19 protein-coding genes are annotated in these 21,827 nt (G+C 60.1%); 13 read left to right on the top strand and 6 right to left on the bottom strand.

The features are described 5' to 3' along the window. Window positions 1-131 precede the first annotated feature (131 nt). The 8 genes from AC1ROI_RS08375 (at window position 132) to AC1ROI_RS08340 (ending at window position 8,960) form a co-directional block, all read left to right on the top strand. A complete protein-coding gene (locus AC1ROI_RS08375; protein ID WP_102593651.1) occupies window positions 132-467 on the top strand; it encodes a YceK/YidQ family lipoprotein in 336 nt (111 codons plus the stop codon). Window positions 468-780: 313 nt separating this feature from the next. Continuing rightward, entirely contained in the window at window positions 781-2,538 is a 1,758-nt protein-coding gene (locus tag AC1ROI_RS08370) for a carbamoyltransferase family protein (protein WP_102593652.1), read from the top strand. After that, window positions 2,522-3,652 (top strand): glycosyltransferase, encoded by a 1,131-nt coding sequence (locus AC1ROI_RS08365; protein ID WP_077747654.1) that lies wholly within the window; start codon window positions 2,522-2,524, stop codon window positions 3,650-3,652. The genes AC1ROI_RS08370 and AC1ROI_RS08365 overlap by 17 nt, the downstream gene beginning before the upstream one ends. Further along, complete coding sequence (locus tag AC1ROI_RS08360) at window positions 3,652-4,548, top strand: antimicrobial resistance protein Mig-14 (protein ID WP_083375195.1); 897 nt, start codon at window positions 3,652-3,654, stop codon at window positions 4,546-4,548. Before AC1ROI_RS08365 ends, AC1ROI_RS08360 begins: the two co-directional genes overlap by 1 nt. A gap of 8 nt (window positions 4,549-4,556) precedes the next feature. Continuing rightward, complete coding sequence (locus AC1ROI_RS08355) at window positions 4,557-5,990, top strand: PIG-L deacetylase family protein (protein ID WP_102593653.1); 1,434 nt, start codon at window positions 4,557-4,559, stop codon at window positions 5,988-5,990. Between the two features lie 53 nt (window positions 5,991-6,043). Next, window positions 6,044-6,928, top strand: coding sequence for a DUF6625 family protein (locus AC1ROI_RS08350; RefSeq protein ID WP_010464281.1), 885 nt, complete (start codon window positions 6,044-6,046; stop codon window positions 6,926-6,928). Next, window positions 6,925-8,079: a glycosyltransferase family 4 protein gene (locus AC1ROI_RS08345; RefSeq protein ID WP_102593654.1), complete on the top strand. Its 1,155-nt coding sequence runs from the start codon at window positions 6,925-6,927 to the stop codon at window positions 8,077-8,079. Before AC1ROI_RS08350 ends, AC1ROI_RS08345 begins: the two co-directional genes overlap by 4 nt. Continuing rightward, window positions 8,076-8,960 (top strand): glycosyltransferase, encoded by an 885-nt coding sequence (locus tag AC1ROI_RS08340; RefSeq protein ID WP_010464275.1) that lies wholly within the window; start codon window positions 8,076-8,078, stop codon window positions 8,958-8,960. The genes AC1ROI_RS08345 and AC1ROI_RS08340 overlap by 4 nt, the downstream gene beginning before the upstream one ends. Window positions 8,961-9,061: 101 nt before the next feature. Here the strand turns inward: AC1ROI_RS08340 and AC1ROI_RS08335 are convergent, their stop codons facing one another. Both AC1ROI_RS08335 and AC1ROI_RS08330 read right to left on the bottom strand, forming a co-directional pair. Continuing rightward, window positions 9,062-10,279, bottom strand: coding sequence for an acyltransferase family protein (locus tag AC1ROI_RS08335; RefSeq protein WP_102593655.1), 1,218 nt, complete (start codon window positions 10,277-10,279; stop codon window positions 9,062-9,064). After that, window positions 10,279-11,961 carry a bifunctional O-antigen ligase/aminoglycoside phosphotransferase family protein gene (locus tag AC1ROI_RS08330; protein ID WP_256580098.1) on the bottom strand — a complete coding sequence of 561 codons (1,683 nt, stop codon included), beginning with the start codon at window positions 11,959-11,961 and terminating at the stop codon, window positions 10,279-10,281. Before AC1ROI_RS08330 ends, AC1ROI_RS08335 begins: the two co-directional genes overlap by 1 nt. Before the next feature lie 51 nt (window positions 11,962-12,012). On the opposite strand from AC1ROI_RS08330, the gene AC1ROI_RS08325 reads away from it, so the two are divergent. The 3 genes from AC1ROI_RS08325 to hldE all read left to right on the top strand — a co-directional run bounded on the left by AC1ROI_RS08325 (window position 12,013) and on the right by hldE (window position 15,692). Beyond that, complete coding sequence (locus AC1ROI_RS08325; protein ID WP_224795494.1) at window positions 12,013-12,261, top strand: hypothetical protein; 249 nt, start codon at window positions 12,013-12,015, stop codon at window positions 12,259-12,261. Between the two features lie 33 nt (window positions 12,262-12,294). Further along, window positions 12,295-14,097, top strand: coding sequence for a lipid A export permease/ATP-binding protein MsbA (msbA, locus tag AC1ROI_RS08320; protein WP_102593657.1), 1,803 nt, complete (start codon window positions 12,295-12,297; stop codon window positions 14,095-14,097). A gap of 173 nt (window positions 14,098-14,270) precedes the next feature. Then, on the top strand, window positions 14,271-15,692 hold the full coding sequence (gene hldE, locus AC1ROI_RS08315; RefSeq protein ID WP_102593658.1) for a bifunctional D-glycero-beta-D-manno-heptose-7-phosphate kinase/D-glycero-beta-D-manno-heptose 1-phosphate adenylyltransferase HldE: 1,422 nt from the start codon (window positions 14,271-14,273) through the stop codon (window positions 15,690-15,692). A 160-nt stretch (window positions 15,693-15,852) separates the two neighbouring features. Here the strand turns inward: hldE and AC1ROI_RS08310 are convergent, their stop codons facing one another. From AC1ROI_RS08310 to AC1ROI_RS08295, 4 genes are all read right to left on the bottom strand, one after another. Beyond that, on the bottom strand, window positions 15,853-16,818 hold the full coding sequence (locus AC1ROI_RS08310; protein ID WP_010464265.1) for a hypothetical protein: 966 nt from the start codon (window positions 16,816-16,818) through the stop codon (window positions 15,853-15,855). 32 nt (window positions 16,819-16,850) lie between these two features. After that, window positions 16,851-17,663, bottom strand: coding sequence for an aldo/keto reductase (locus AC1ROI_RS08305; protein WP_083375189.1), 813 nt, complete (start codon window positions 17,661-17,663; stop codon window positions 16,851-16,853). Then, window positions 17,660-18,835: an NAD(P)/FAD-dependent oxidoreductase gene (locus AC1ROI_RS08300; protein WP_102593659.1), complete on the bottom strand. Its 1,176-nt coding sequence runs from the start codon at window positions 18,833-18,835 to the stop codon at window positions 17,660-17,662. Before AC1ROI_RS08300 ends, AC1ROI_RS08305 begins: the two co-directional genes overlap by 4 nt. A 241-nt stretch (window positions 18,836-19,076) precedes the next feature. Next, window positions 19,077-19,409, bottom strand: coding sequence for a DMT family transporter (locus AC1ROI_RS08295; protein ID WP_010464258.1), 333 nt, complete (start codon window positions 19,407-19,409; stop codon window positions 19,077-19,079). 103 nt (window positions 19,410-19,512) lie between these two features. Between AC1ROI_RS08295 and AC1ROI_RS08290 the strand changes: the two genes are divergently transcribed. Together AC1ROI_RS08290 and waaA are read left to right on the top strand one after the other, a co-directional pair. Beyond that, the gene (locus AC1ROI_RS08290; protein WP_102593660.1) at window positions 19,513-20,433 is read left to right on the top strand and encodes a LysR family transcriptional regulator; all 921 of its coding nucleotides are present in this window, start codon (window positions 19,513-19,515) and stop codon (window positions 20,431-20,433) included. Then, on the top strand, window positions 20,426-21,706 hold the full coding sequence (gene waaA / locus AC1ROI_RS08285) for a lipid IV(A) 3-deoxy-D-manno-octulosonic acid transferase (RefSeq protein ID WP_010464254.1): 1,281 nt from the start codon (window positions 20,426-20,428) through the stop codon (window positions 21,704-21,706). The genes AC1ROI_RS08290 and waaA overlap by 8 nt, the downstream gene beginning before the upstream one ends. Window positions 21,707-21,827 lie beyond the last annotated feature (121 nt).

Here is a 21,827-nt window from a genome sequence, read left to right as displayed (position 1 = left end):
GGGCCAGAACAGACACCCGGGATTAAGAGGACAAGTTCTTGTGAACCGTCCTACATGATCCCCAGACCCCGTGAACTGTGCGCTGAAGAGCCGCGATGCTAGTTTCGCCTGACGTTCACGGAGGGCAAACCTTGACCATAAAAACGGCTGTTGCAATCGCTACATTCTCACTGGCTTTATCGGGATGCGGGACCGCGCTGACGGTGCTGCAAGATGACGAAGACGCCGCTCGCGGCCTGCGAAAACAAAAAACCTACTGCCAGTCCATTCCCCGCATCTACAGCGGCCTGGCCTACGACTTCTGCATCCTGAATGCCCCGCCAGATCCCACCGGCTTCCTCGTCCCCTTTGTGTTGCTGGACCTGACCCTGTCAGGGGTCATGGACACCGTTTCCTTGCCCTATGCGATTTACCGCCAGGCTATCGACGGCAATCTGAGTATTTACTGGCGAGCAGGCCGCGGGTAGCGCTTTTGTAATCCGGCGGGTGATGTGTCTAGTCCTGAAACAGGTTTTCCCTGTTTCAGAAAGCGAAAAGCCCCGATGAACTCACCGAGGCTATAGCGCCGACCGGGATCTCCCAGTCCATTTGAGCAGGAGCCTATGTCGACGTCTTTCTGCTGTCAACGCGTGAGCTTGCTGCTTGCCACTTCCCGCTAGAGGCTTGCCGTCGCTTTTAAGCTATAATCCCGCCCTTTAGCTGTCTCTCGCCCCTTGCGAGGGGCACATCAATTTTTGAGGCGCTTGTCGCCTGCATGCAGACTAAAGAGGCTAGACCCCTGTGGCATTGACGATTCTTGGCCTGTCCGGCGCCCTTAGCCATGATCCTTCAGCAGCCTTGTACATCGACGGCAAGCTGGTCGCGGCGGCTGAGGAAGAGCGCTTCGTACGCGATAAACATGCAAAGAACCGCATGCCTTACGAATCGGCGAAGTTCTGCCTGGAGCAGGCAGGCATCAAGCCGTCCGACGTTGACGTGGTCGCGATTCCGTTCGCCCCGATCAGCATTTTCGGCAAGGCTCGCTGGCAGTACGCCAAGCGTTACTGGTACGCCCCGGACCGCGCACTCGACGCGATCCTGATGGGCAACCGTCGCTACAAGCGCTATCGCAACAAGATCGTCTGGTGCCTGGAGCAACTGGGCTTCGATCCGAAGAAAATCAAGATCGAGCCGGTTGAACACCACCTGGCCCACGCTTCCAGCGCTTATCACTGCTCGGGTTTCAAAGAGAAAACCGCGATCCTCGGCATCGACGGCAAGGGCGAGTACGCCACGACCTTCTTCGGTTATGGCGAAAACGGCAAGATCCACAAGATCAAGGAATTCTTTGATCCGGACTCCCTCGGCGGCCTGTACGGCGCGATCACCGAGTTCCTCGGTTTCGACATGCTGGACGGTGAGTTCAAGGTCATGGGCATGGCGCCGTACGGCGATGCCAGCAAATACGATTTCTCGCGTCTGGCCTCGTTCGAGAACGGCGAACTGGTGATCAACACCGACTACGCCAACGTGATCGGCCTGCGCCGTTATAAAGAGAAGGGCAAGGGTTACTACTTCTCGCCGAAGCTGATCGAGTGGCTGGGGCCGAAGCGCGAAGGCGACATCGCCGACGAGCCGTACATCCACTACGCCGCCAGCATTCAGGCGCTGTTCGAAAAAATTGCGCTGCAGATGATCGACTACTACCTGGGCGACGTGCTCAAGGAAACCGGCAAACTGGCCTACGCCGGTGGCTGTGCGTTGAACGTCAAGCTCAACCAGAAAATCATCGCCCGTGACGACGTCAAGGAGCTGTTCGTACAGCCTGCTTCCGGCGATGCCGGCACCGCAGTCGGCGCAGCAGCCTACGTGTCCAATGCCCGTGGCGTGCCGGTCGAGAAGATGGAACACGTCTACCTCGGCCCGTCGTACAGCAACGAAGACGTGGTCGCCGCGTGCGCCCGTCATCCGAGCACGCCGGTCTGGCGCAAACTCGAAAACATGCCGGAAAACATCGCCAAAATCATGGTCGACGGTAACCCGGTAGCCTGGTTCCAGGGCCGCATGGAGTTCGGTCCGCGGGCCTTGGGCGGTCGTTCGATCATCGGTTGCCCGAGCGCTGTCGGCGTGGCTGACCGCATCAACCACCAGATCAAGTTCCGCGAGCGCTGGAGGCCTTTCTGCCCGTCGATGCTCGACACCGTGGCCCCGCAGATGATCAAGATCGATCACCCGGCGCCGTTCATGACCTTCACTTTCGAAGTGGCTGAAGAATGGAAGACCCGCGTGCCGGAAGTCGTCCACGAAGACGGCACTTCCCGGGCCCAGGTGCTCAAGCGCGAATACAACCCGCGTTATTACGACATGATGAAGGCGCTGGAAGTGCTGACCGGCAACGGCGTGTCGCTGAACACCTCGCTCAACCGTCGTGGCGAGCCGATGATCTGCTCGCCGACCGACGCGCTGAACATGTTCTTCGGTTCCGATCTACAGTATCTGATCATGGAAGACATCCTGGTGGTCAAAGAGGGCGCCAACGCTTATGACACGCTCGGCTGAACGCCATGTGTTGCAGTTCTGCCACGGCTATGACGGGCCGTTCCTGGACTGCGCCCGGCAGTACGCCAGCCTGTTCGCGGGGACCGGTTATCGGGTGACCACGGTCTTTTTGACCGGGGCCGCCGATAGCGAAGTCGCCGCGAACTGCGCTTCCGATGAAGTGCTGTTCATGGAATACAGCTCCAAGGCCATTCGTGGCCTGAAGCTGGGCGCCATCAGCGATCTGCGCAAGATCGCCGCCTCGCGCAATTTCAGTTTCTGCATTGCTCACCGCTTCAAGCCGATCTACATCGCCTTGCTCGGCACCTCGCTGCCGGTGATTGGTGTGCATCACGCGTTTGGCGATTACAAACGCGGCACCCGCAAACTGTTCGCGCATATTTTCCGCAAGCGCCTGAGCCTGCTCGGGGTCTCCGATGCGGTGCGTGACGACATGCGCCGTTGTCTGCCGAAATGGCCGGCCGGGCGGATTCAGACGCTGTATAACCGTGTCGATGTGCCGGCGTTGCAAACCAGCCAGGTGTCGGTGCGCGAGGCCCGGGAAACCCTCGGCCTGTCGGCGGATGCCTGGATTGTCGGCAACGTCGGACGGCTGCACCCAGACAAAGACCAGACCACGCTGCTGCACGGATTTGCCGAGGCATTGCCGGGCTTGCCGGGCAACAGTCAACTGGTGATCCTCGGCAGTGGTCGCCTGGAGGAGGACCTCAAGGCCCTGGCCCGGGAGCTGGGTATCGGCGACCGCGTGCTGTTCCTCGGCCAGGTGCCGGATGCCCGTCGTTACTTCCGTGCCTTCGATGTGTTTGCCCTGAGTTCTGATCACGAACCGTTCGGCATGGTGCTGCTCGAAGCCATGGCCGCCGGTGTACCGTTGCTCGCCACCGCGTGCGGTGGGGCCAAGGAAGTCGTCGAAGGCGTCGGCATTCTGTTCCCGTTGGGCGATGCCGAACACCTGGCCCAAGGGCTGCAACACCTGGCCGCGATGGACGACCAGCAACGTCACCAGTGTGCCGAGCTGATGCTCGATCGCCTGCGTGAGCGTTTCTCCGACCGCGCGGTACGCGATGCTTTCTGGCATTTGCCGCACGTCACTGAACTGGCACCGAGGGGCTGATGCTTAACCGATTTCAAGGCTGGCGCGAACGGGGCTGGGCGGTGGTCGACGCCTCGACTTATGCACAGGCCTGGCAACGTTTTGGCGGCAGCGTCGCGACCCATCCTCTGGTAGTTGAACGTCTGGCACAGTTGGCCGGGATCCCGGTGCGTTACCTGGCCTGGGAAAAAAACGGTGAAGTTAAAGCCGCTATCCCGACCTGGGGCCGTGACCTGGCGCTGTCCAAAGACGTACTCAAGCGCCGTGGTAAAAAAGGCCTGTTCGACCTCGGCAATGCCGAGTTGATCCTGCCGGCCGCCGCTGATGCGCAGGCGCCGCTGCGCCATCGCGGACGTTATTTGTCGGCGCTCAACGAAGGCCGTTTCACCGGCATCAAGCTGCAGACTGAGCAACTGGCGATGGCCCGCACGCCCGAGGAGTTGTCGAAGAAGTTTCGCTACAACCAGCGCCGTGAATTGCGTCTGCTGGAAGAGGCGGGCGGGGTGGTGCGGCCGGTCGCCGAGTTTTCCAGCGCTGAGCTGGGCGCGATCTATTGCGACCTGTTCCAGCGTCGCTGGGGCTTCCCGGCCACCGGCGCCGAGCGCATGGGCGAGGTGATCGAGCTGCTGCGGGACTTGCTGATCGGCTCGGTGATTTTCCTCAACGATGCGCCGATTGCGATTCAACTGGTGTACCGCGTCGAGGCGCCGGAGTGGATCAGCGTCGAGTACATCAATGGCGGTGTCGATCCCGAAACGCGCGAGTTCAGCCCCGGCAGCGTGCTGAGTTTTCTCAATACCCAAAGTGCCTGGGAACACGCCCGCGCCCTGGGTAAACCCTTGCGGTTCTCCTTCGGCCGCGCCGACCGGGAATACAAGGACCGCTGGTGCAATCCCGTGCCGGTCTTCACCGTGTGAGTGAACCCATGAGCCGCAAACAGCAACTGCTCAAGCGCCATCGGCGCAACAAACGCATCGGCCTGTTGATCGCGCTGGTGCTGTTGATTGCCATCGGCGTGCTGGTGGCGTGGTGGTTGCCGCTGGTACTCGCGGTGCTGGGCTGGATTGCCCACGAGGCATGGTTCGCCGACCATTTGTTCTATTCGCCCAAAGACGATTACCAATACAGCTTCCCGCCCTACACCCCGCAGCCCAAGGTGCATCTGGACGGTGAGCGGTTACGCCTGGACGAAGGCGTGATGCTGGTCGACTACGCAACGCTGGTGTTGGCGCTGCGGGTAAAAAGCACGTGGCTGGGGCGCTTTATCGACCCGGTGGTCGAGTTGTTGGGTGGCGACAATCCGGACCGGCAAACCTTTGAGCGCGGTGTGAATGGCCTGCGTTACCTGAACCTCAGTGGTCAGGCGCAAGTATTGTCGCGGGGCGAGTTGCGCCTGCACGGACGCTTCTGCCGCTTGCTCGGTGAGCCTGTGCTGTGGGCGCTGGAACAACCGGATTACCGCCGCCAGCGCGTAATGGTGATCGCCCCTCATGCCGATGACGCCGAACTGGCCGCCTATGGTTTATACAGCCAGGCCGATGAAGCCTGGATCGTGACCCTCACCGCCGGTGAAATCGAAGCCGAGCATTATCAGCAGATCGGCCTGAACAAGGTCGAGGCGGCGCGGCTCAAGGGCCGTTTGCGCGCCTGGGACAGCATCGCTGTGCCGCGTTGGGCTGGCGTGCCTGAAGCGCATTGCGTGCAGCTGGGTTATTTCTGCCTGCAACTGGCTGCGATGCAGGCCGCACCGGCGAAGCCGATGGGTTCCCGTGAAGCCGAATTGAGCGACACCCGCGTGTATCGCCAGTTGAATCCATTTGCCCTGCCGGGCGACGTCGACGGTGCTCCGACCTGGAACAACCTGCTGGCCGATCTGCGTGAACTGATACTGCGCGCGCGCCCTGAAGTGATCGTGCTGCCGCACCCGGCGCTCGACCCGCATCCCGATCATCTCTGTGCCCAGCAAGCGGTCCTTGAAGCCTTGCGAGGCCTGGAATGGCAGCCGACCACCTTGCTCGGCTACGCCAATCATCTGCACGATAACGATCGCTGGCCGATGGGCGATGCGGGGCATGGCATCGCGCTGCCGCCGGCCTTCGACTCGACCACACCGATGCAGCCTTGCTGCCTGCCGCTGTCGCTGGACCTTCAGCGTGATAAAGCCATGGCACTGGGCATGATGCATGACCTGCAACCGCCCATGCCGTTCAAGCGACGTTTGCGTCGGTTGATACAGCGTCTGCTGGCCCTTAGAGTGCCGCCCCTTTATGGCGAAAACGAATTTTTTCGCAAGGCGGTCAGACGTCATGAATTGTTATGGCTTTTGAATCATGATGAAACATCTCGACAGCAGAAATGAAGCACTTCGCTGTCTAGCATGGCCGCGTCTTAAACCACTGCAGTGATTCTTCTGTGATCAACCCACGCCCGCGCATTGTTTTTCTGATTCCGTATTTCGGCCAATGGCCGTTCTGGATGCCGTTTTTCCTGGAAAGTTGTCGTCGCAATGCCGATATCGACTGGTTGCTGTTCAGCGATTGCGGCACGCCCGATAACCTGCCACCCAACGTCACCGTCGAGTTCATGACGTTCAGCGAATACTGCGGGTTGGTGTCAAAACGGCTGGGCATCGATTTTGCACCGGATACAGCTTACAAGCTTTGCGACATCAAGCCGGCGCTGGGGCATATTCATGCCGACCGCTTGCAAGGCTATGATTTCTGGGGGTTCGGCGATATTGATCTGGTGTATGGTGACCTGCGAAGTTACTTCACCCCTGATCGTCTGGCCGGTTATGACCTGTTCTCGACTCACGAGCGGCGGGTAGCAGGGCATCTCTGCCTGATGCGCAACAACGCCCGCAAACGTGAGTTGTTCATGCAGATGAAGGACTGGCGAAAGCGCTTCACCGATCAGGAGCATCATGCGCTGGACGAGGGCGCATTCAGTCGGATCTTTCTCTGGCGCAAGAATTTCCCCGAGCCTTTGTTCACTTTGGTGGGCAAGTTCAATCCGTGGCGTCGGCGCAGCGAATTCACCGAGGCGTTCAGCACGCCGGGTGGCTGTATCAAGTGGCACGACGGCACGGATGATTTTCCGCAACGCTGGTATTGGCGTAATGGCTGTTTGAGTAATGATCGCGATGGCGATCGCCGGTTTCCGTACTTCCATTTTGTTTGCTGGAAACGCAACGAGTGGTCACGGTTACCTCCACCCGATCCAGCCGAGGTCAGGCGTATTGCCGCCGAACCGGCCTGGGTCATCGATGCGACAGGTTTTCACCGGGGAGAGTTATGAGTCAACGGTCAAAGGTTCTGCAATTGCAGCCTGACTACAACGTCAAAGCCCATGATTTTGCCGACCTCGCGGAGCAGATCGTCAAGGCGCTGCCGAGTGATCGCTATGAAGTCACGGCGGCATTCCTGCGTGGCAAACCCGGGCCGGGCGAGGCTGTGAGCCGGGCCGACCGTTCGGTGTACTTCGAGTTTTCCGACAAGTCCCTCAAGGGCATGCGCCTGCGGGCGATGTGGCAGCTGTACAAGTTTTGCCGCGCAGAAAAATTCGACGTGGTGATTTGTAACCGCTTCAAGCCGGTAAACATGATGCTGACGCTCAACCGCTGGTTGAAGGTCCCGCTGTGCATCGGCATTTCCCACGGATTTGGCGAGTACGACCGGTTTTACCGGCGTCGCCAGACCCAGCGCCTGATCGATCGTCACTGGCGTTTCGTCGGTGTGTCGCCGGCGGTCAAGCAGTACCTGTTGGACTGTGACTGCGGTTTCACCGACCAGAATACCTACGCCATTACCAACGCCATCGACATCGAGCAGGCCGAAGGCTTGCAGCACACCCGCGAGCGTGCCCGTGAACTGCTGGGCATCGATCCGTCGGTGCGCTTGATCGGGGCGCTGGGTCGTCTGGTGCCGGTCAAGGGTCACACCTATCTGTTGCAGGCGTTTGCTGCGCTCAAAGACAAATACCCCAATACCCAGTTGGCGATCATCGGTGCCGGCCGCGAAGAGTCGCGCCTGAAATCCGAAATCGAAAGCCTGGGCCTGACCGGTCGCGCGCACCTGCTGGGCTTCAAGGAAATCGCCTTGCAGTACATTCGCGCGTTCGACATTTGGACCATGCCGTCCCTGGCTGAAGGCTTGGGACTGGCGCTGCTCGAAGGCATGAGCGGGCATCTGCCGGTGATCGCCTCCAACGTGCCGGCCATGCTGCCGTTGATCGAAGGTGCCGGCGGGTTGGCGATTACGCCAAAAGACGTGCCGAGCCTGATCACGGCACTGGATAACTACCTCGGGCTGTCGGATGACGAGCTCAAGGTCAAGGGCGAGCAGTCCTTCCGTTATCTCCAGGAACAACATGACATCGAGGTGTTCCGCCAGGAATACCTGAACCTGATCGACTCCGGCCTGGAACAGGCCCGCAAGGAACAACCATGAGCGACGCGCAACCTCTCGTAACCGTCATCATCGCGTCGTACAACCACGCTCGCTACATCGAGGAAAGCATTCTCAGCGTCCTCAACCAGACCTATAAGAACATCGAGCTGCTGGTGGTCGACGACGGCTCCAAGGATGACAGCGTCGAGCGGATCAAGGTGTTGCAGGCGCAGTACGGTTTCGATTTCCAGGTTCAGCAGAACCAGGGGCTGACCAACACGCTCAATGGCGCCATTGCCCGTTCAAAGGGCAGCCTGATCGTGCCATTCGGTTCCGACGACATCATGCTGCCGGAGCGCATCGCGACTCAGGTGGCGTACATGGATGGCAAGCCCGAGGTCGGTATCTGCGCCGGCAACATCGAGCTGATCGACGCCGACGGCAATCTGTATCCCGAGAAGCGTCAGCGCCGTGATGTGCCGTTCCGTCGTCTGGATTTCGATGACATGTTCCTGGAGCGCAAACCCTATCCGCCCGCGCCAACCCTGATGATCCGCCGGGAAGCGCTGGACAAGGTGGGTGGGTTCGATCCGAACATCCGACTGGAAGACTTGCTGATCGAGCTGAAGGTGACCCGTGCCGGTTACTTTATCGATGGCCTGAATGTGCTGATGGCGCGCTATCGCAAGCACGCCACCAACTCCTACAAGAACCACCGCTTCATGGTCGACAACATCCTGCGCTCCTACGCGCTGTTCAGCGATCATCCGCTGTACGACGAGGTGCGTTACAAGTTCCTCAGTTCTATGTTCCTCAAGACCGCCAACCGTGACCGCAAGCTCGCCCGCGAGCTGCTGGCGCAGATCCCGTTCAGGGCCTGGAACAAGAAGACCTGGCGCGGTCTGGGGCGGTTGTATTTCTCGCCGTTGGAAAAAGACTAAGGTCGTATCGCGATCTGTGCAGCAGCTGGCGAAACCTGCGTTCGGTTGTGCCAGCTGCTACAGAGGATGCGTTATCAGCTTTGGAAAGGGGGCTGATCGCTTCAGCGAGCGACCTTCTCCGTTAGGCTCTTTTCGGCCTTTTTGCCTTGGCGCAGCCACTGCAAGAGTTTGCGGCCGGCCGACATGCCTGGCTTTTCTATGTACAAGAACGTCAGGCTACTGATGACAATCAGCAGGCACGTGCATACGGCCAGCAGCGACAGATAGGTCCAGGTGTCACGAGCGTCCAGATCCATCACCAGCGGCAGGCGTTGCACCATCACCCAAAGCACGAACCCGTGCAGCAAATAGGTGCTGTAGCTGATTTCCCCGAGCCAGCGGATGCTGCGCGGCTTGAGAGCGCCGAACAGTGTGTTTCCAGAGGCCACGATGACAAAAAACAGGGAAAGCAGCAGCAGTGGCAGCAGGTTGAACGCGCGGTTGAATGCCGTAAAGGCAATCGCCAGCGCCAGCAACGCGATAATCCCCGCCTGTCGCGTCTGACCCCAGGCCATCAAGTGTGGGCGGCGTATCCAGTACGCCGCACCAATGCCGCCCAGGAAACTCGCCAGAAAGTGCTTCTTCAGTGAGTGCTCCCACCCGACCAATTGGTACAGAGCGTAAATGCCGATCAGGCACAGCACCACTTGCAGCCAGCTGCCGCGATAAATGAAGACCATGCCGGCCAATGGCAGCGCCAGATAGAAAAACACCTCGTAGCCCAGGGTCCAGGTGACGTTGGAGATCAGCATGCCGGTTTGGTGGTACTGGTTGACGTCCGGCCGGTCGAACGTCAGCCAGGCCAGTATCTGCCCGGCCAGTCGGATGCCGGGGTCCTTGAGTTCCCAGTTCTGCAGATAGAACACCGTGACAAATACAATCAGCATCAACGGCAGGTACAACGGGTAGAGGCGAAACACCCGAGAGACTGCGAAGGCCAGCCAGTCGTGTTGACGTCCCTGAGTGAGCAATCGGTTCCAGAACAGAAAACCGGTGATCATGAAAAACAGCGCGACGCTTCCCTGGCCCAGCTGCGAGTAGAAGTTGCTTGGCGGAAATTCGATAACGCCGGTGCGCAGGAAGATCCAGGTGATGACCGAATGGTGCACGAACACACCAAACGCCAGATAGCCGCGTAGTCCGTCAATGCTGGCATAGCGGCTTTCGCCGGAATGCTCCAGGTGACGGGTGATTTTCGGAACGGCGCGCAACAACAGGGCGGCGGTCACGATGGCCAGCAGGTAGGCTGCCAGCGCAATGAACGGATTGGTTTCAGTCATCAATGAGTCCGAGCCGGGGAACTCCCGGCCAGCACTTGCCTGTGCAGGTTGTCGACAGCGGATTTCGACGCCATCATGGCGTATCCCTGGAGCAGTGCTTCGAAATGGTCTTCGAACAACCAGCGCTTATCCACCGTGTAGCGCTGCATATGGCGCAGATTACGCTGACGCAGGGACAGGCTCAGCGACGAAGGATAGATGCGCATGTCGGCGACATCGATCAGGCCGAACTCGCCATCTTCCAACACCAGCACGTTACCCAGATGCAGCGAGCGGAAATAGACGCCCTGTTCATGCAGTTGCGCCATGAACTTGCCGAACCGCTCCACCAGCGCCTGGCGTACCGCCGGTGCGGTAATGCCTTGCAGCACCTGACGCAACGTATTGCCCGGCAGTGGCGAGTAGTGCACGGCGCTGCTGCCATCGTCGAGCCGATACAGGTCAAGGATTTGCGGGGTGGGAATGCCGAGGTTGCGCAATTGCTCACTGTTGACCGCAAAGCGTTCGGAATAGGGGTTGAAGCTACCCGAGGTGTACCAGCGGCGGCGGCGGAACAGCTTGAGGAAGCTGCCATCGACCAGACGCAGCACTTTGGGGCCCAGACCATCTTCTTCAATCACCTGCGCATTGGCAGTCATCGTATGCATGACGGTCGATTTCAGTGACTTGACCGGCATCGCCAATAAACGTTTGGCGCGCTGGTTAATGCTCAGCGCAGCGATCAGCGCCAGCGGAATCCACAGCAGGAACCAGTGTTCCTTCGGTCGGGAAATGATCCCGCCACCTTCGGTCAAACCCGCGCCGATGCCGAATACCAGCCAGGTGGACGCAATGATGAACAGCGGTTGCACGCGATGGCGCCAGCTGTTCAGCAAACCCCAGGCTTGAAAGAACAACCACGGCAGAAGGCCGAGAATGCCGACGTAATAGAGCACGCCCAATACAAAGCTGTGAGGCTCCTGAAAATTCGTACCAACCCCAGGGTCGATGGCCAGGTCCGCGTTATAGCCATGACCGATCCACGGGTGATCAGCAATTTTGTTCAGGGCCAACTGCCAGATTTCAAAGCGATAGGAGTCGCCGCGTTCGATGATCATCTGCGAGAACAGTACGGTCACCGTTGCCCCACTGATGAGCAGCGCGCCGAGCAAGACCACGGACCTGCGACCCCAACAAATGAAACTCAGCCACAGTGACGCCAACGTCAGTGCAACCAGAGGCGTTCTTGACCCCGTTTCAAGCACCGCAGCGAACATGATGGCCATCGCCGGGATGCTCAGCCAGAGCACTTTCTGGCGCTTGCAGGTCATGCTCAAACTCAGCCAGTACGCGCAAAAAAAGCCGAAGATGTGAGAACTGAGCAAAGGATTGTCGAACGCGCCGCCACCTATCAGCCGCAGCCCGGGCTCGTAGACTCGAGCAAAGAGGCATAAGTAGTAAGCCGTGCCGATCAGGGCGACCATCGAGGCGCTGAACAACAGCGGCTGAACGATTTCACTGCGATAACGCACCAGCAAGTAACAGCCTGCAAACAACAACAATGTATGCAGTGGCGGCTTGAACTGACCGATGCTTTTGTTTTCAGGACCCCAGCACAAACTCACCAGCGCCCAGGCTGCGAACACCAGCACTGCGACGAAGATCGGTTCGCGCAGCAATTCCTTGAATTCACGGGGCCGCAAGCAAAGGGCAATCAGCGCTGGAATGCTGAACAGGCCATAAAAAAGCTTGTGATGCAGACTTCGTCCCGGCAGGAAAAACAGCGCGCACAAAAGCAAAAAGTAGCCGACCGGAAGAATCCAGAGGCAAATGAAATCGAAGACTCGATTGGATACGCTATTGAAACCGCTGAGTTGCATGCTGAGAGATTCAATCCTGAAGTTGATCGGCCATTTTGGAGCGATGGCTATTTGATGCTTAATCTGACGCGTAACAATAACAGCCTTTATGCGATTGCCAGAACCCTGAGGAAGCTGTGCTAAAGTCAGCGTCCTTTTTATCGACATTCGCGTGATATGACCGACTCCAGTCTCTCCGCAAGCCCTTCGAGCTTGAAAATCTACTTCCGCCTGCTCGGCTATGTCCGGCCGTATATCAGCCTGTTTCTGATCAGCATCGTCGGTTTTCTGATTTTCGCTTCGACGCAGCCAATGCTCGGCTACATCCTCAAGTACTTCGTCGACGGCCTGTCCAACCCCGAGGCAGTGCTGTTTCCAACCGTGCCTTACCTGCGAGACCTGCAACTGCTGCAGGCGGTGCCGTTGCTGATCATCCTGATCGCCGCATGGCAGGGGCTGGGATCTTATCTGGGCAACTACTTTCTGGCCAAGGTTTCCCTCGGGCTGGTCCATGATTTACGTGTGCAGTTGTTTAATAACCTGCTGGTTTTGCCCAATCGGTATTTCGACAAGCATAACTCGGGTCATCTGATTTCACGTATCACCTTCAACGTGACGATGGTCACCGGGGCGGCCACAGATGCGATCAAGGTCGTAATCCGAGAAGGCATGACGGTCATCTTCCTGTTCGCCTCGCTGCTGTTCATGAACTGGAAGCTGACGCTGGTGATGGTTGCGATCCTGCCGTTGATCGCCCTGATGGTACGCACCGCGAGCAAGAAATTCCGCAAGCAAAGCAAGAAAATCCAGTTGGCCATGGGCGACGTGACGCACGTGGCTTCGGAAACCATCCAGGGCTATCGCGTGGTGCGCAGCTTCGGCGGCGAAGTCTACGAAGAAAAGCGCTTTTACGAGGCCAGCCAGGGCAATACTGACAAACAACTGCGCATGACCCGTACCGGCGCCATCTATACGCCGTTGCTGCAACTGGTGATCTACAGCGCCATGGCGGTGCTGATGTTCCTGGTGCTGTACCTGCGCGGCGATGCGTCGGCCGGTGACATGGTCGCCTACATCACCCTGGCCGGCCTGCTTCCCAAGCCGATCCGTCAATTGTCCGAAGTCAGCTCGACCATCCAGAAAGGTGTGGCTGGTGCCGAGAGCATCTTCGAGCAGCTGGACGTCGCGCCGGAAATCGATACCGGCACGGTCGAGCGTGATGCCGTCAGCGGTCGTCTGGACGTGCGCCACTTGAGCTTCACTTACCCGGACACCGATCGTCAGGTACTCGACGACATCAGTTTCTCGGTCGAGCCGGGGCAAATGGTGGCACTGGTCGGGCGTTCGGGCAGCGGCAAGTCGACCCTGGCCAACCTGATTCCGCGTTTCTATCACCACGACAAAGGCGAGATCCTGATCGATGGCGTTGAAGTGGAGCAGTACAAATTGCTGAACCTGCGCAAGCACATCGCCCAGGTGACCCAGCACGTGACCCTGTTCAGCGACACCGTGGCCAACAACATTGCCTATGGCGATCTGGCGGGGGCGCCCCGTGAAGACATCGAAAAAGCGGCAAGAGACGCCTATGCGATGGACTTTATCGCGCAGTTGCCCGAAGGCCTGGACACTCAGGTCGGCGAGAACGGCGTGTTGCTGTCCGGCGGTCAGCGCCAGCGCCTGGCGATTGCCCGTGCGTTGTTGAAGAACGCTCCGTTGCTGATTCTCGACGAAGCCACTTCGGCCCTCGATACCGAGTCCGAACGGCATATTCAGGCGGCGCTGGACCAGGTCATGAAAGGCCGGACCACTCTGGTGATCGCTCACCGGTTGTCGACCATCGAGAAGGCGGACCTGATTCTGGTCATGGACCAAGGCCGGATCGTCGAGCGCGGCACCCATGCCGAACTCCTGGCGCACAATGGCTACTACGCCCGACTGAATGCCATGGGCCTCGACGCCCCGGCGGAAGACATCGCCTGACCCTTGTTCACCGGGCGTGCAATGCGCCCGGTGATTTGTATCAGTTATCAGTATTTCTGCTCAATAATTGATCAGATTTACCTGTCGAATCATCCCGTTGCAGCCGTCGCGCAAGCCAGTGCCAACCCTGTGGTAATATCGCGCCCCTGTTCATTTTGTATGTGGGTTGCTCCATGAAGTTGTCCATGCCGCGATTCGATCAAGCCCCTGTCTTGGTGGTCGGCGATGTCATGCTCGACCGTTACTGGCATGGTGGTACCTCACGGATTTCCCCTGAGGCGCCGGTGCCGGTAGTCAAGGTCGAGCAAATCGAGGACCGCCCGGGCGGTGCCGCCAACGTTGCGTTGAACATTGCCGCCCTCGGCGCACCGGCCTCTCTGGTCGGCGTGACCGGCGACGATGAAGCTGCCGACAGCCTGGCCAATAGCCTCAAGGGCGCTGGCGTGCGGGCGTTATTCCAGCGCATTGCGCACCAGCCGACCATCGTCAAGCTGCGGGTCATGAGCCGTCACCAGCAATTGCTGCGTATCGACTTCGAAGAACCCTTCGCCACCGACGCCCTGGCGCTGGGCGAGCAGGTCGACGAACTGCTCGAAGGCATCAAGGTGCTGGTGCTGTCCGACTACGGCAAAGGCGCACTGAAAAACCATCAGGTGCTGATCCAGGCCGCCCGGGCCCGTGGCATTCCGGTGTTGGCCGATCCCAAGGGCAAGGACTTCTCGATCTACCGTGGCGCGAGTTTGATCACGCCGAACCTCAGCGAATTCGAAACCATCGTCGGCGGTTGCGCCGATGAGCACGAGCTGGTCAGCAAGGGCGCGCAGTTGATGCACGACCTGGACCTCGGCGCGTTGCTGGTGACCCGTGGCGAGCACGGCATGACCTTGTTGCGCCCGGACCATCCGGCGCTGCACCTGCCGGCTCGTGCGCGTGAAGTGTTCGACGTGACCGGTGCCGGCGACACGGTGATTTCCACGCTGGCGGCCGCGATTGCTGCAGGCGAAGAGCTGCCACATGCGGTGGCCCTGGCCAATCTGGCGGCGGGCATCGTCGTCGGCAAGCTCGGTACGGCGGCGATCAGTGCCCCGGAACTGCGTCGTGCCATCCAGCGCGAAGAAGGTTCCGAGCGCGGTGTGCTGGGCCTTGAGCAGTTGCTGCTGGCGGTCGACGATGCGCGAGCACATAAAGAGAAGATTGTTTTCACCAACGGCTGCTTCGACATCCTGCACGCCGGCCACGTGACCTACCTCGAGCAGGCACGCGCCCAAGGCGATCGTCTGATCGTTGCGGTCAACGACGATGCCTCGGTCAGCCGCCTGAAAGGGCCGGGTCGTCCGATCAATAGCGTCGACCGTCGCATGGCCGTACTGGCCGGTCTGGGCGCCGTGGATTGGGTGATCAGCTTCCCTGAAGGCACCCCTGAAAACCTGCTGTGCGAGGTCAAGCCGGACGTGTTGGTCAAGGGCGGGGATTACGGGATCGACCAGGTGGTCGGCGCGGACATCGTGACCGCTTACGGCGGAACCGTGAAAGTGCTGGGGCTGGTGGCAAACAGTTCGACTACCGCAATAGTCGAAAAAATCCGCAATAACTGAAGACGACGCGGTCACTGTGGTGAGGGAGCTTGCTCCCGCTGGGCTGCGAAGCGGCCCCAAAACCATACACCGCGTGATTTCAGGGAATACTCGTTAGCCGGTGCGGCTACTGCGTAGCCGAGCGGGAGCAAGCTCCCTCGCCACACAAGCACTCTTGTTCCTATCGCACTGCCTTACGCGGCACAATCTTCTTCAGCAATTGCTTCGCCTTCCCGCGTAACCGGGCCAGACCCGAATCCTTCCCCGGCGGGCTCAATCCCTGCTGCCGTACCCAATCCTTCCAGCGAATCCGCTCATCGCGCACCAGCCAGCCTTCCTGCTGGGCAAAACTCTCTGCCAGGTACAGCCCGCGCGTACTCGCCGGGTACAGCTGATCCTTTTTCAAGGTATACAGCTCGGCCATCGGCTGGCCGTCCTGCAGCGGCATCAAATACAAATCGGGGCGCTTGCGATCGAGCCGGGCCACCAGCTGATCGCCCTCCAGTCGCTCATCGACATGAAACAGGCTCAGGGACTTGGCTTCCTTGGGTACGTCCAGGCGCAAGTCATAAATCAATTGCAGCGAAGCCGTCGGCAAATGCACGTAAGCCCGCGGACGTTCGATCAACTGCATCTTGGCGCAACGCACAGGCCGTGCGGAGCCGGACAACGGCGTCAGGCGAAAGGGTAATGCCTCGCGATAATGCAGCGCCGAGGAGTAGGGCGCCGGCAGCCAGGTGTCATTGAAGCGTCCGCCAAGCCAGCCTTCCGGGGTTTCCAGCAGGCACTCTTCGGCGATCTCCTGGATCGCCGTATGCAGTGGCAGGTTCAGCTCGTGGGCTGGCACGTAACCGGAGATTAACTTGAGCACCACATCGCCGCGGTCTTGCCGGCGTTGACGCACCAAGACCCAGTAATCGCGATTCTGCCAATGCAGGGTCAGGCGCACCGAGACCCCAAGGTTGGCCAGTTCCAGCGAGAAGCGCTCAGTGTCGGGCACCGTCACAGGGCGGCGACGTTGCAGGGTCTGGGAGAAATTGAGCGGCATCCCGACGCTCTGATAGCTCAAGCCTTCGGGAGTCGCTTCGACGTACAACGGCAGGGTCTTGAAGTTGCTCGGGTTCTTTCTTATGAGCGTGCGCGGCATGTCGGCTCCTGCTTAAGGCCGCGTGGGCGGCATCAGTTTCTACGTAGGACCTGGGCAACGGTCGCGACGTTGTGGGCGAGGTGCAGCGGATTGATGGTCCCGACAATAGCACTGGCAACACCCGGATGTTCAAACAACAACTCGAAGCTGGCGCGCACCGGGTCCACGCCCGGACTCAGGCAGACGTGACCGCTGGCGAGGGCTTTTTTGACCAGAATGGCTTTGCCGTGAGCAGCAGCATAGTCAATGACCGGCTTCTCGCTCTGTTCGTTCAGATTGTAGGTGACCATGGCGCAATCACCCTGTTCCAGAGCCTTCAAACCCCCTTCGACGGTTTTGCCGGAAAAACCGAAGCCGCGAATCTTGCCTTCGGCCTTGAGCGCGGCGAGGGTCGCGTAGACCTCGCTGTCATTGAGAATTGCCAGGTCGTTGCCGTCGGAGTGCACCAGCACCAGATCGATAACATCTGTTTCCAGGCGTTGCAGGCTGCGCTCCACTGAACGTCGAGTATGGGCGGCGCTGAAGTCGTGACTCGACTGGCCGTCGGCAAATTCTTCGCCGACCTTGCTGACGATTACCCAGTCCTCACGCTGACCACGCAACAGCGGGCCGAGGCGCTCTTCACTGCAGCCATAAGCCGGGGCGGTGTCGATCAGGTTGATGCCCATATCGCGCGCGAGTTTGAGCAGCATGCGCGCTTCGTCATCGCCGGGAATCTGGAAACCGTTGGGGTATTTCACGCCTTGGTCGCGGCCCAGTTTTACCGTGCCCAGGCCCAGGGGCGAAACCATCAGGCCAGTGCTGCCCAGGGGGCGGTGCAGGTCGTGCAGGGTCTTTATGCTCATGGCAGCAGTTGCTCCCAGGCTGGAACGCAAATCGGTGGTTTTGGCAAGTCGGGCAGCGGCGCTGTATGGCTTGGCTGGATGCCGTCACGCTGCAAGGACGCGATGACCCGGTCGGCGAAGTCCGGCGCCAGTGCCAGTTTGGTCGGCCAACCGACCAGCAGCCGGCCTTCTTCGGCAAGGAAGGCATTGTCCGGGCGCGTCAGTCCCGATTGCAGCGGTTCGGCGCGATCCACACGCAAGGTGGCCCATTGCGCGGTGCTCAGGTCGATCCATGGCAGCAACTGGCCGAGTTCTTTCTGCGCTGTGGCGATTTGCTCGGCGGGTTCACGGGCAACCCCTTCGGCTTCAGCGATATCGCCGCCCATGTACCAGACCCATTGGCCATCGGCGGCAGGATGGGTGGTCACGGTCAGGCGCGGTTTGGTGCCGCCGCCCAGGCAGTGGGCATACAGCGGTTTGAGGCTCGGGCCTTTGGCGATGATCATGTGCAACGGCCGGCGCTGCATGGCGGGCTGGCTCAGCCCCAGGGCGTCGAGCAGCGTCGCGGTGCCGGCACCGGCGCTGAGCACGATGCGCTGGGCGCGGATCTCACGTCCGTCGACCTTCAGGCCCACCAGAACCCCGGCCTCCAGCAACGGTTCGATCCTCTGACCGGCGAGCAGGCCATCACCGGCCAAGTCGGCCAGGCGCTGAATCAGGCTTGGCACGTCGATGACCAGTTCCGCCAATCGGTAAACCTTGCCCTTGAAGCGCTTGTCTTGCAGGGCCGGCGGCAGTTGGTCGCCCTTGACCTGATCGACACGGCCACGCACGGCTTTGCTGGCGAAGAAACTGGTGAGGTTGCCAGCGAGGGTGCCAGGGGACCAGAGGTAATGGGCTTCGGACAGCAGGCGCACGCCGGTCAGATCCAGCTCGCCGTCGCCGGCAAGGGCTTCACGCCAGCGGCGTGGCATGTCGGCGATGGCTTCCGAGGCACCGGTCAGGGCGCCATGCAGCGCGTACTTGGCGCCGCCGTGGATGATGCCCTGGGACTTCACACTCTGCCCGCCGCCGAGGCTGGCGCTTTCCACCAGCACGGTCGAAAAACCCTGGCGGCGCAGACGCGCATTCAGCCAGAGGCCGGCGACACCAGCGCCGACAATCAGAACGTCGGTGGAAATAACGGATGGCATGCAGCGACCTCAGTGTTCAAGACGAGGGCGCAGTATACAGACTCGAAGATTGGAGGTTTTATTGCTGATCAACAGAGGCTATACGCAGGACCTGTGGCGAGGGAGCTTGCTCCGGTTGGGTCGTGAAGCGGCCCCAAAATCTAACGATGCGGTTATTCAGATAAACCGCATCAGGCTATTTACGACTGCTTCGCAGCCGAGCGGGAGCAAGCTCCCTCGCCACAGGGGATTGGGGTGACAGTCAGTGGCCAGCGGTTTTGGAGAAGAGCTGGATGACGACGACGCCCAATACGATCAACGCCATCCCCAGCATCGCCGGTACATCCAGTTTCTGCCCGTAGATAAAAAGCGCCGCGATGCTGACCATCACGATGCCCAAACCGGCCCACACCGCATAAGCGACGCCCACCGGAACGCTGCGCACCACCAGGGTCAGCATCCAGAAGGCAATGCCGTAACCGACAATCACCAGAATCAGCGGCAGCGGGGTGCTGAAGCCTTTGACGGCTTTCATTGAAACGGTCGCGATCACTTCGGCGCAGATGGCAATGGCCAGGTAGTAGTAAGCGGTCATAGGTGCATCCTCGTGTGAAGTGTTGCTGTCTGAGTTCGGCATTCTAGAGATTCTCCAGATGCGGTAAAGTCATTACCTATCTGTTCTGAAGATGGGTTGACTCATGAGCATGCAATGGAATCTGGAGCAGCTGCGCCTGTTTGTCAGCGTAGCGGAGCAGCGTTCGTTTTCTGCCGTAGCACGGGTTCAGCGCAAGGCGCAGTCGGCGGTCAGCAGTTCGATTGCGCTGCTGGAGGAAGACCTCGGCGTCAGCCTGTTCGACCGCAGCAGCGGCCGGCAGCCGAAACTCACCGAGGCCGGCAATGCCTTGCTGGAGGAGGCGCGGGAAGTCTTGCGTCAGTGCGAGCGCCTGAACGGTCGGGCGCTGGCGATGATGCGCGGACAGGAAGCGCGTTTGCGCGTGGCTCAGGATGAGGCGATGCCCTATCAGCCGATCATCGAAAGCTTTGCAGCCCTGGCCGACAAATTTCCCAGCCTTGAAGTGCAGCTGACCAGTGCCGCTCAAGGTGATGTGGCGCGCAAACTGGTCGAGCGTCGGGCCGATCTGGGACTGTTGTTTTATCACGACCAGATCCCCGAAGCGCTTGAGCGTCGGGTGCTCGGCAGCGTCGAAATGCTCACCGTATGCGGCGTCGGTCATCCATTGGCGAAACAGGCGCAGGTTGATTGTCAGCAACTGGCGCAGCACCGCCAGCTGCTGATGTCCACCCAGTCCAGCGTCTATCCCGGCAGTGAGCCGGCCAGCCCGCAGGTCTGGCGGGCCGACAGCTTCTACGTGATGGCCGAATGGCTGGTGCGCGGCCTCGGCTGGGCCTGGCTGCCACGGCACGTGGTGCAGTACCCGGCGTATCAGGACCTGATGGTCGAACTGGACAGCGAATGGACCCCGCCGGCGCTGGTTGTTGAGCTGGTCTGGCGCCGCGATGAACCCCTCGGCCCGGCGGCTCGTTGGCTGGCAGAACGTTTTGCCGTGCATTTGCGGGCGATCGGCGAAAAAACCGATAAACTCCGCCGCCATGAATAGAACTCTCTACACCGCGCTGTTTTACTTGGGGCTGCCATTGGTAGCGATTCGGCTGTGGCTGCGTTCGCGCAAGGCGCCGGCGTATGCCAAACGCATTGGCGAACGCTTCTCCCTCGGCCTGCCGACGATGAAGCCGGGCGGCATCTGGGTGCACGCGGTGTCCGTGGGCGAGAGCATTGCCGCAGCGCCGATGATTCGCGCCCTGCTGCAACGTTATCCACAGCTGCCGATTACCGTGACCTGCATGACCCCGACCGGTTCGGAGCGCATCCATGCCCTGTTTGCCAACGAGCCGCGCATCCAGCACTGCTATTTGCCTTACGACTTGCCGTGCGCGGCAGCACGGTTTCTCGATCGGGTCCAGCCGAAACTGGCGGTAATCATGGAGACCGAACTCTGGCCGAACCACATCCATCAGTGCGCCAAGCGCGGGATTGCGGTGGCGTTGGCCAATGCGCGATTGTCCGAACGTTCGGCCAAGGGTTATGGCCGCTTCCGGAAACTCACCCAGCCGATGCTCGCCGAGATGAGCCTGTTCGCGGTGCAGACCGAAGCCGAAGCTCAGCGCTTCCTTAACCTGGGTGCGCGTGCGGACACTGTCGAAGTGACCGGCTCGATCAAGTTTGACCTGACCATCGATCCGCAATTGCTTCTGCGCGCCACCGAATTGCGCGCGCAATGGCAGGCGCAGGAACGCCCGGTGTGGATCGCCGCGAGTACTCACGAAGGTGAAGACGAAGTGGTGCTGGCGGCCCATCGTCAGTTGCTGGCCAATCATCCCGATGCGTTGCTGATTCTGGTGCCGCGTCATCCAGAGCGTTTCAACTCAGTGTTCGCCTTGTGCCAGCAGCAGGGATTCGCCACGGTGCGTCGCTCCTCCGGCGAGCCGGTCACGGCTAATACGTCGGTGTTGCTGGGCGACACCATGGGTGAGTTGCTGTTTCTTTATGCCTTGGCGGACAGCGCGTTTGTCGGCGGCAGCCTGGTGCCGAACGGCGGGCATAACCTGCTGGAACCGGCGGCGCTGGCCAAACCGGTGCTGTGCGGCCCGCACCTGTTCAACTTCCTCGAAATCGCCGCACAATTGCGTAGCGCCGGGGCGTTGCAGGAAGTGGAGGATGCCGAAGGCCTGGCGCTGGCGGTGCAGCGGCTGTTCGAATTGCCGCGCGATGCGCAGCGAATGGCGGAGGCTGGGTTGAAAGTGATGCGCACCAATCAAGGCGCGTTGCAGCGGCTACTGGATGGGTTGGGGCGGTTGATCGACTTGACGTGATACCTGTGGCGAGGGAGCTTGCTCCCGTTCGGCTGCGAAGCAGTCGTCAGTCCGGCTTTCTCGGTGTGTCAGGAAACTGCGAGTTGCAGGAGTTGGGGCCGCTTCGCAGCCCAGCGGGAGC

It is taken from the genome of Pseudomonas sp. GW823-FHT02C02, assembly GCF_058797635.1.
This window is presented reverse-complemented; position numbering and strand designations above follow the sequence as displayed.

Excerpts from the sequence above, each read along its gene's own strand:
- AC1ROI_RS08290 (WP_102593660.1), top strand. The coding sequence starts at position 19,513 with ATGAGCATGCAATGGAATCTGGAGCAGCTGCGCCTGTTTGTCAGCGTA.
- AC1ROI_RS08345 (WP_102593654.1), top strand. The coding sequence starts at position 6,925 with ATGAGTCAACGGTCAAAGGTTCTGCAATTGCAGCCTGACTACAACGTC.
- AC1ROI_RS08360 (WP_083375195.1), top strand. The coding sequence starts at position 3,652 with ATGCTTAACCGATTTCAAGGCTGGCGCGAACGGGGCTGGGCGGTGGTC.
- AC1ROI_RS08340 (WP_010464275.1), top strand. The coding sequence starts at position 8,076 with ATGAGCGACGCGCAACCTCTCGTAACCGTCATCATCGCGTCGTACAAC.
- msbA (WP_102593657.1), top strand. The coding sequence starts at position 12,295 with ATGACCGACTCCAGTCTCTCCGCAAGCCCTTCGAGCTTGAAAATCTAC.
- AC1ROI_RS08365 (WP_077747654.1), top strand. The coding sequence starts at position 2,522 with ATGACACGCTCGGCTGAACGCCATGTGTTGCAGTTCTGCCACGGCTAT.
- hldE (WP_102593658.1), top strand. The coding sequence starts at position 14,271 with ATGAAGTTGTCCATGCCGCGATTCGATCAAGCCCCTGTCTTGGTGGTC.
- AC1ROI_RS08355 (WP_102593653.1), top strand. The coding sequence starts at position 4,557 with ATGAGCCGCAAACAGCAACTGCTCAAGCGCCATCGGCGCAACAAACGC.
- waaA (WP_010464254.1), top strand. The coding sequence starts at position 20,426 with ATGAATAGAACTCTCTACACCGCGCTGTTTTACTTGGGGCTGCCATTG.
- AC1ROI_RS08305 (WP_083375189.1), bottom strand. The coding sequence starts at position 17,663 with ATGAGCATAAAGACCCTGCACGACCTGCACCGCCCCCTGGGCAGCACT.
- AC1ROI_RS08295 (WP_010464258.1), bottom strand. The coding sequence starts at position 19,409 with ATGACCGCTTACTACTACCTGGCCATTGCCATCTGCGCCGAAGTGATC.
- AC1ROI_RS08310 (WP_010464265.1), bottom strand. The coding sequence starts at position 16,818 with ATGCCGCGCACGCTCATAAGAAAGAACCCGAGCAACTTCAAGACCCTG.
- AC1ROI_RS08300 (WP_102593659.1), bottom strand. The coding sequence starts at position 18,835 with ATGCCATCCGTTATTTCCACCGACGTTCTGATTGTCGGCGCTGGTGTC.
- AC1ROI_RS08325 (WP_224795494.1), top strand. The coding sequence starts at position 12,013 with ATGCAGACTTCGTCCCGGCAGGAAAAACAGCGCGCACAAAAGCAAAAA.
- AC1ROI_RS08335 (WP_102593655.1), bottom strand. The coding sequence starts at position 10,279 with ATGACTGAAACCAATCCGTTCATTGCGCTGGCAGCCTACCTGCTGGCC.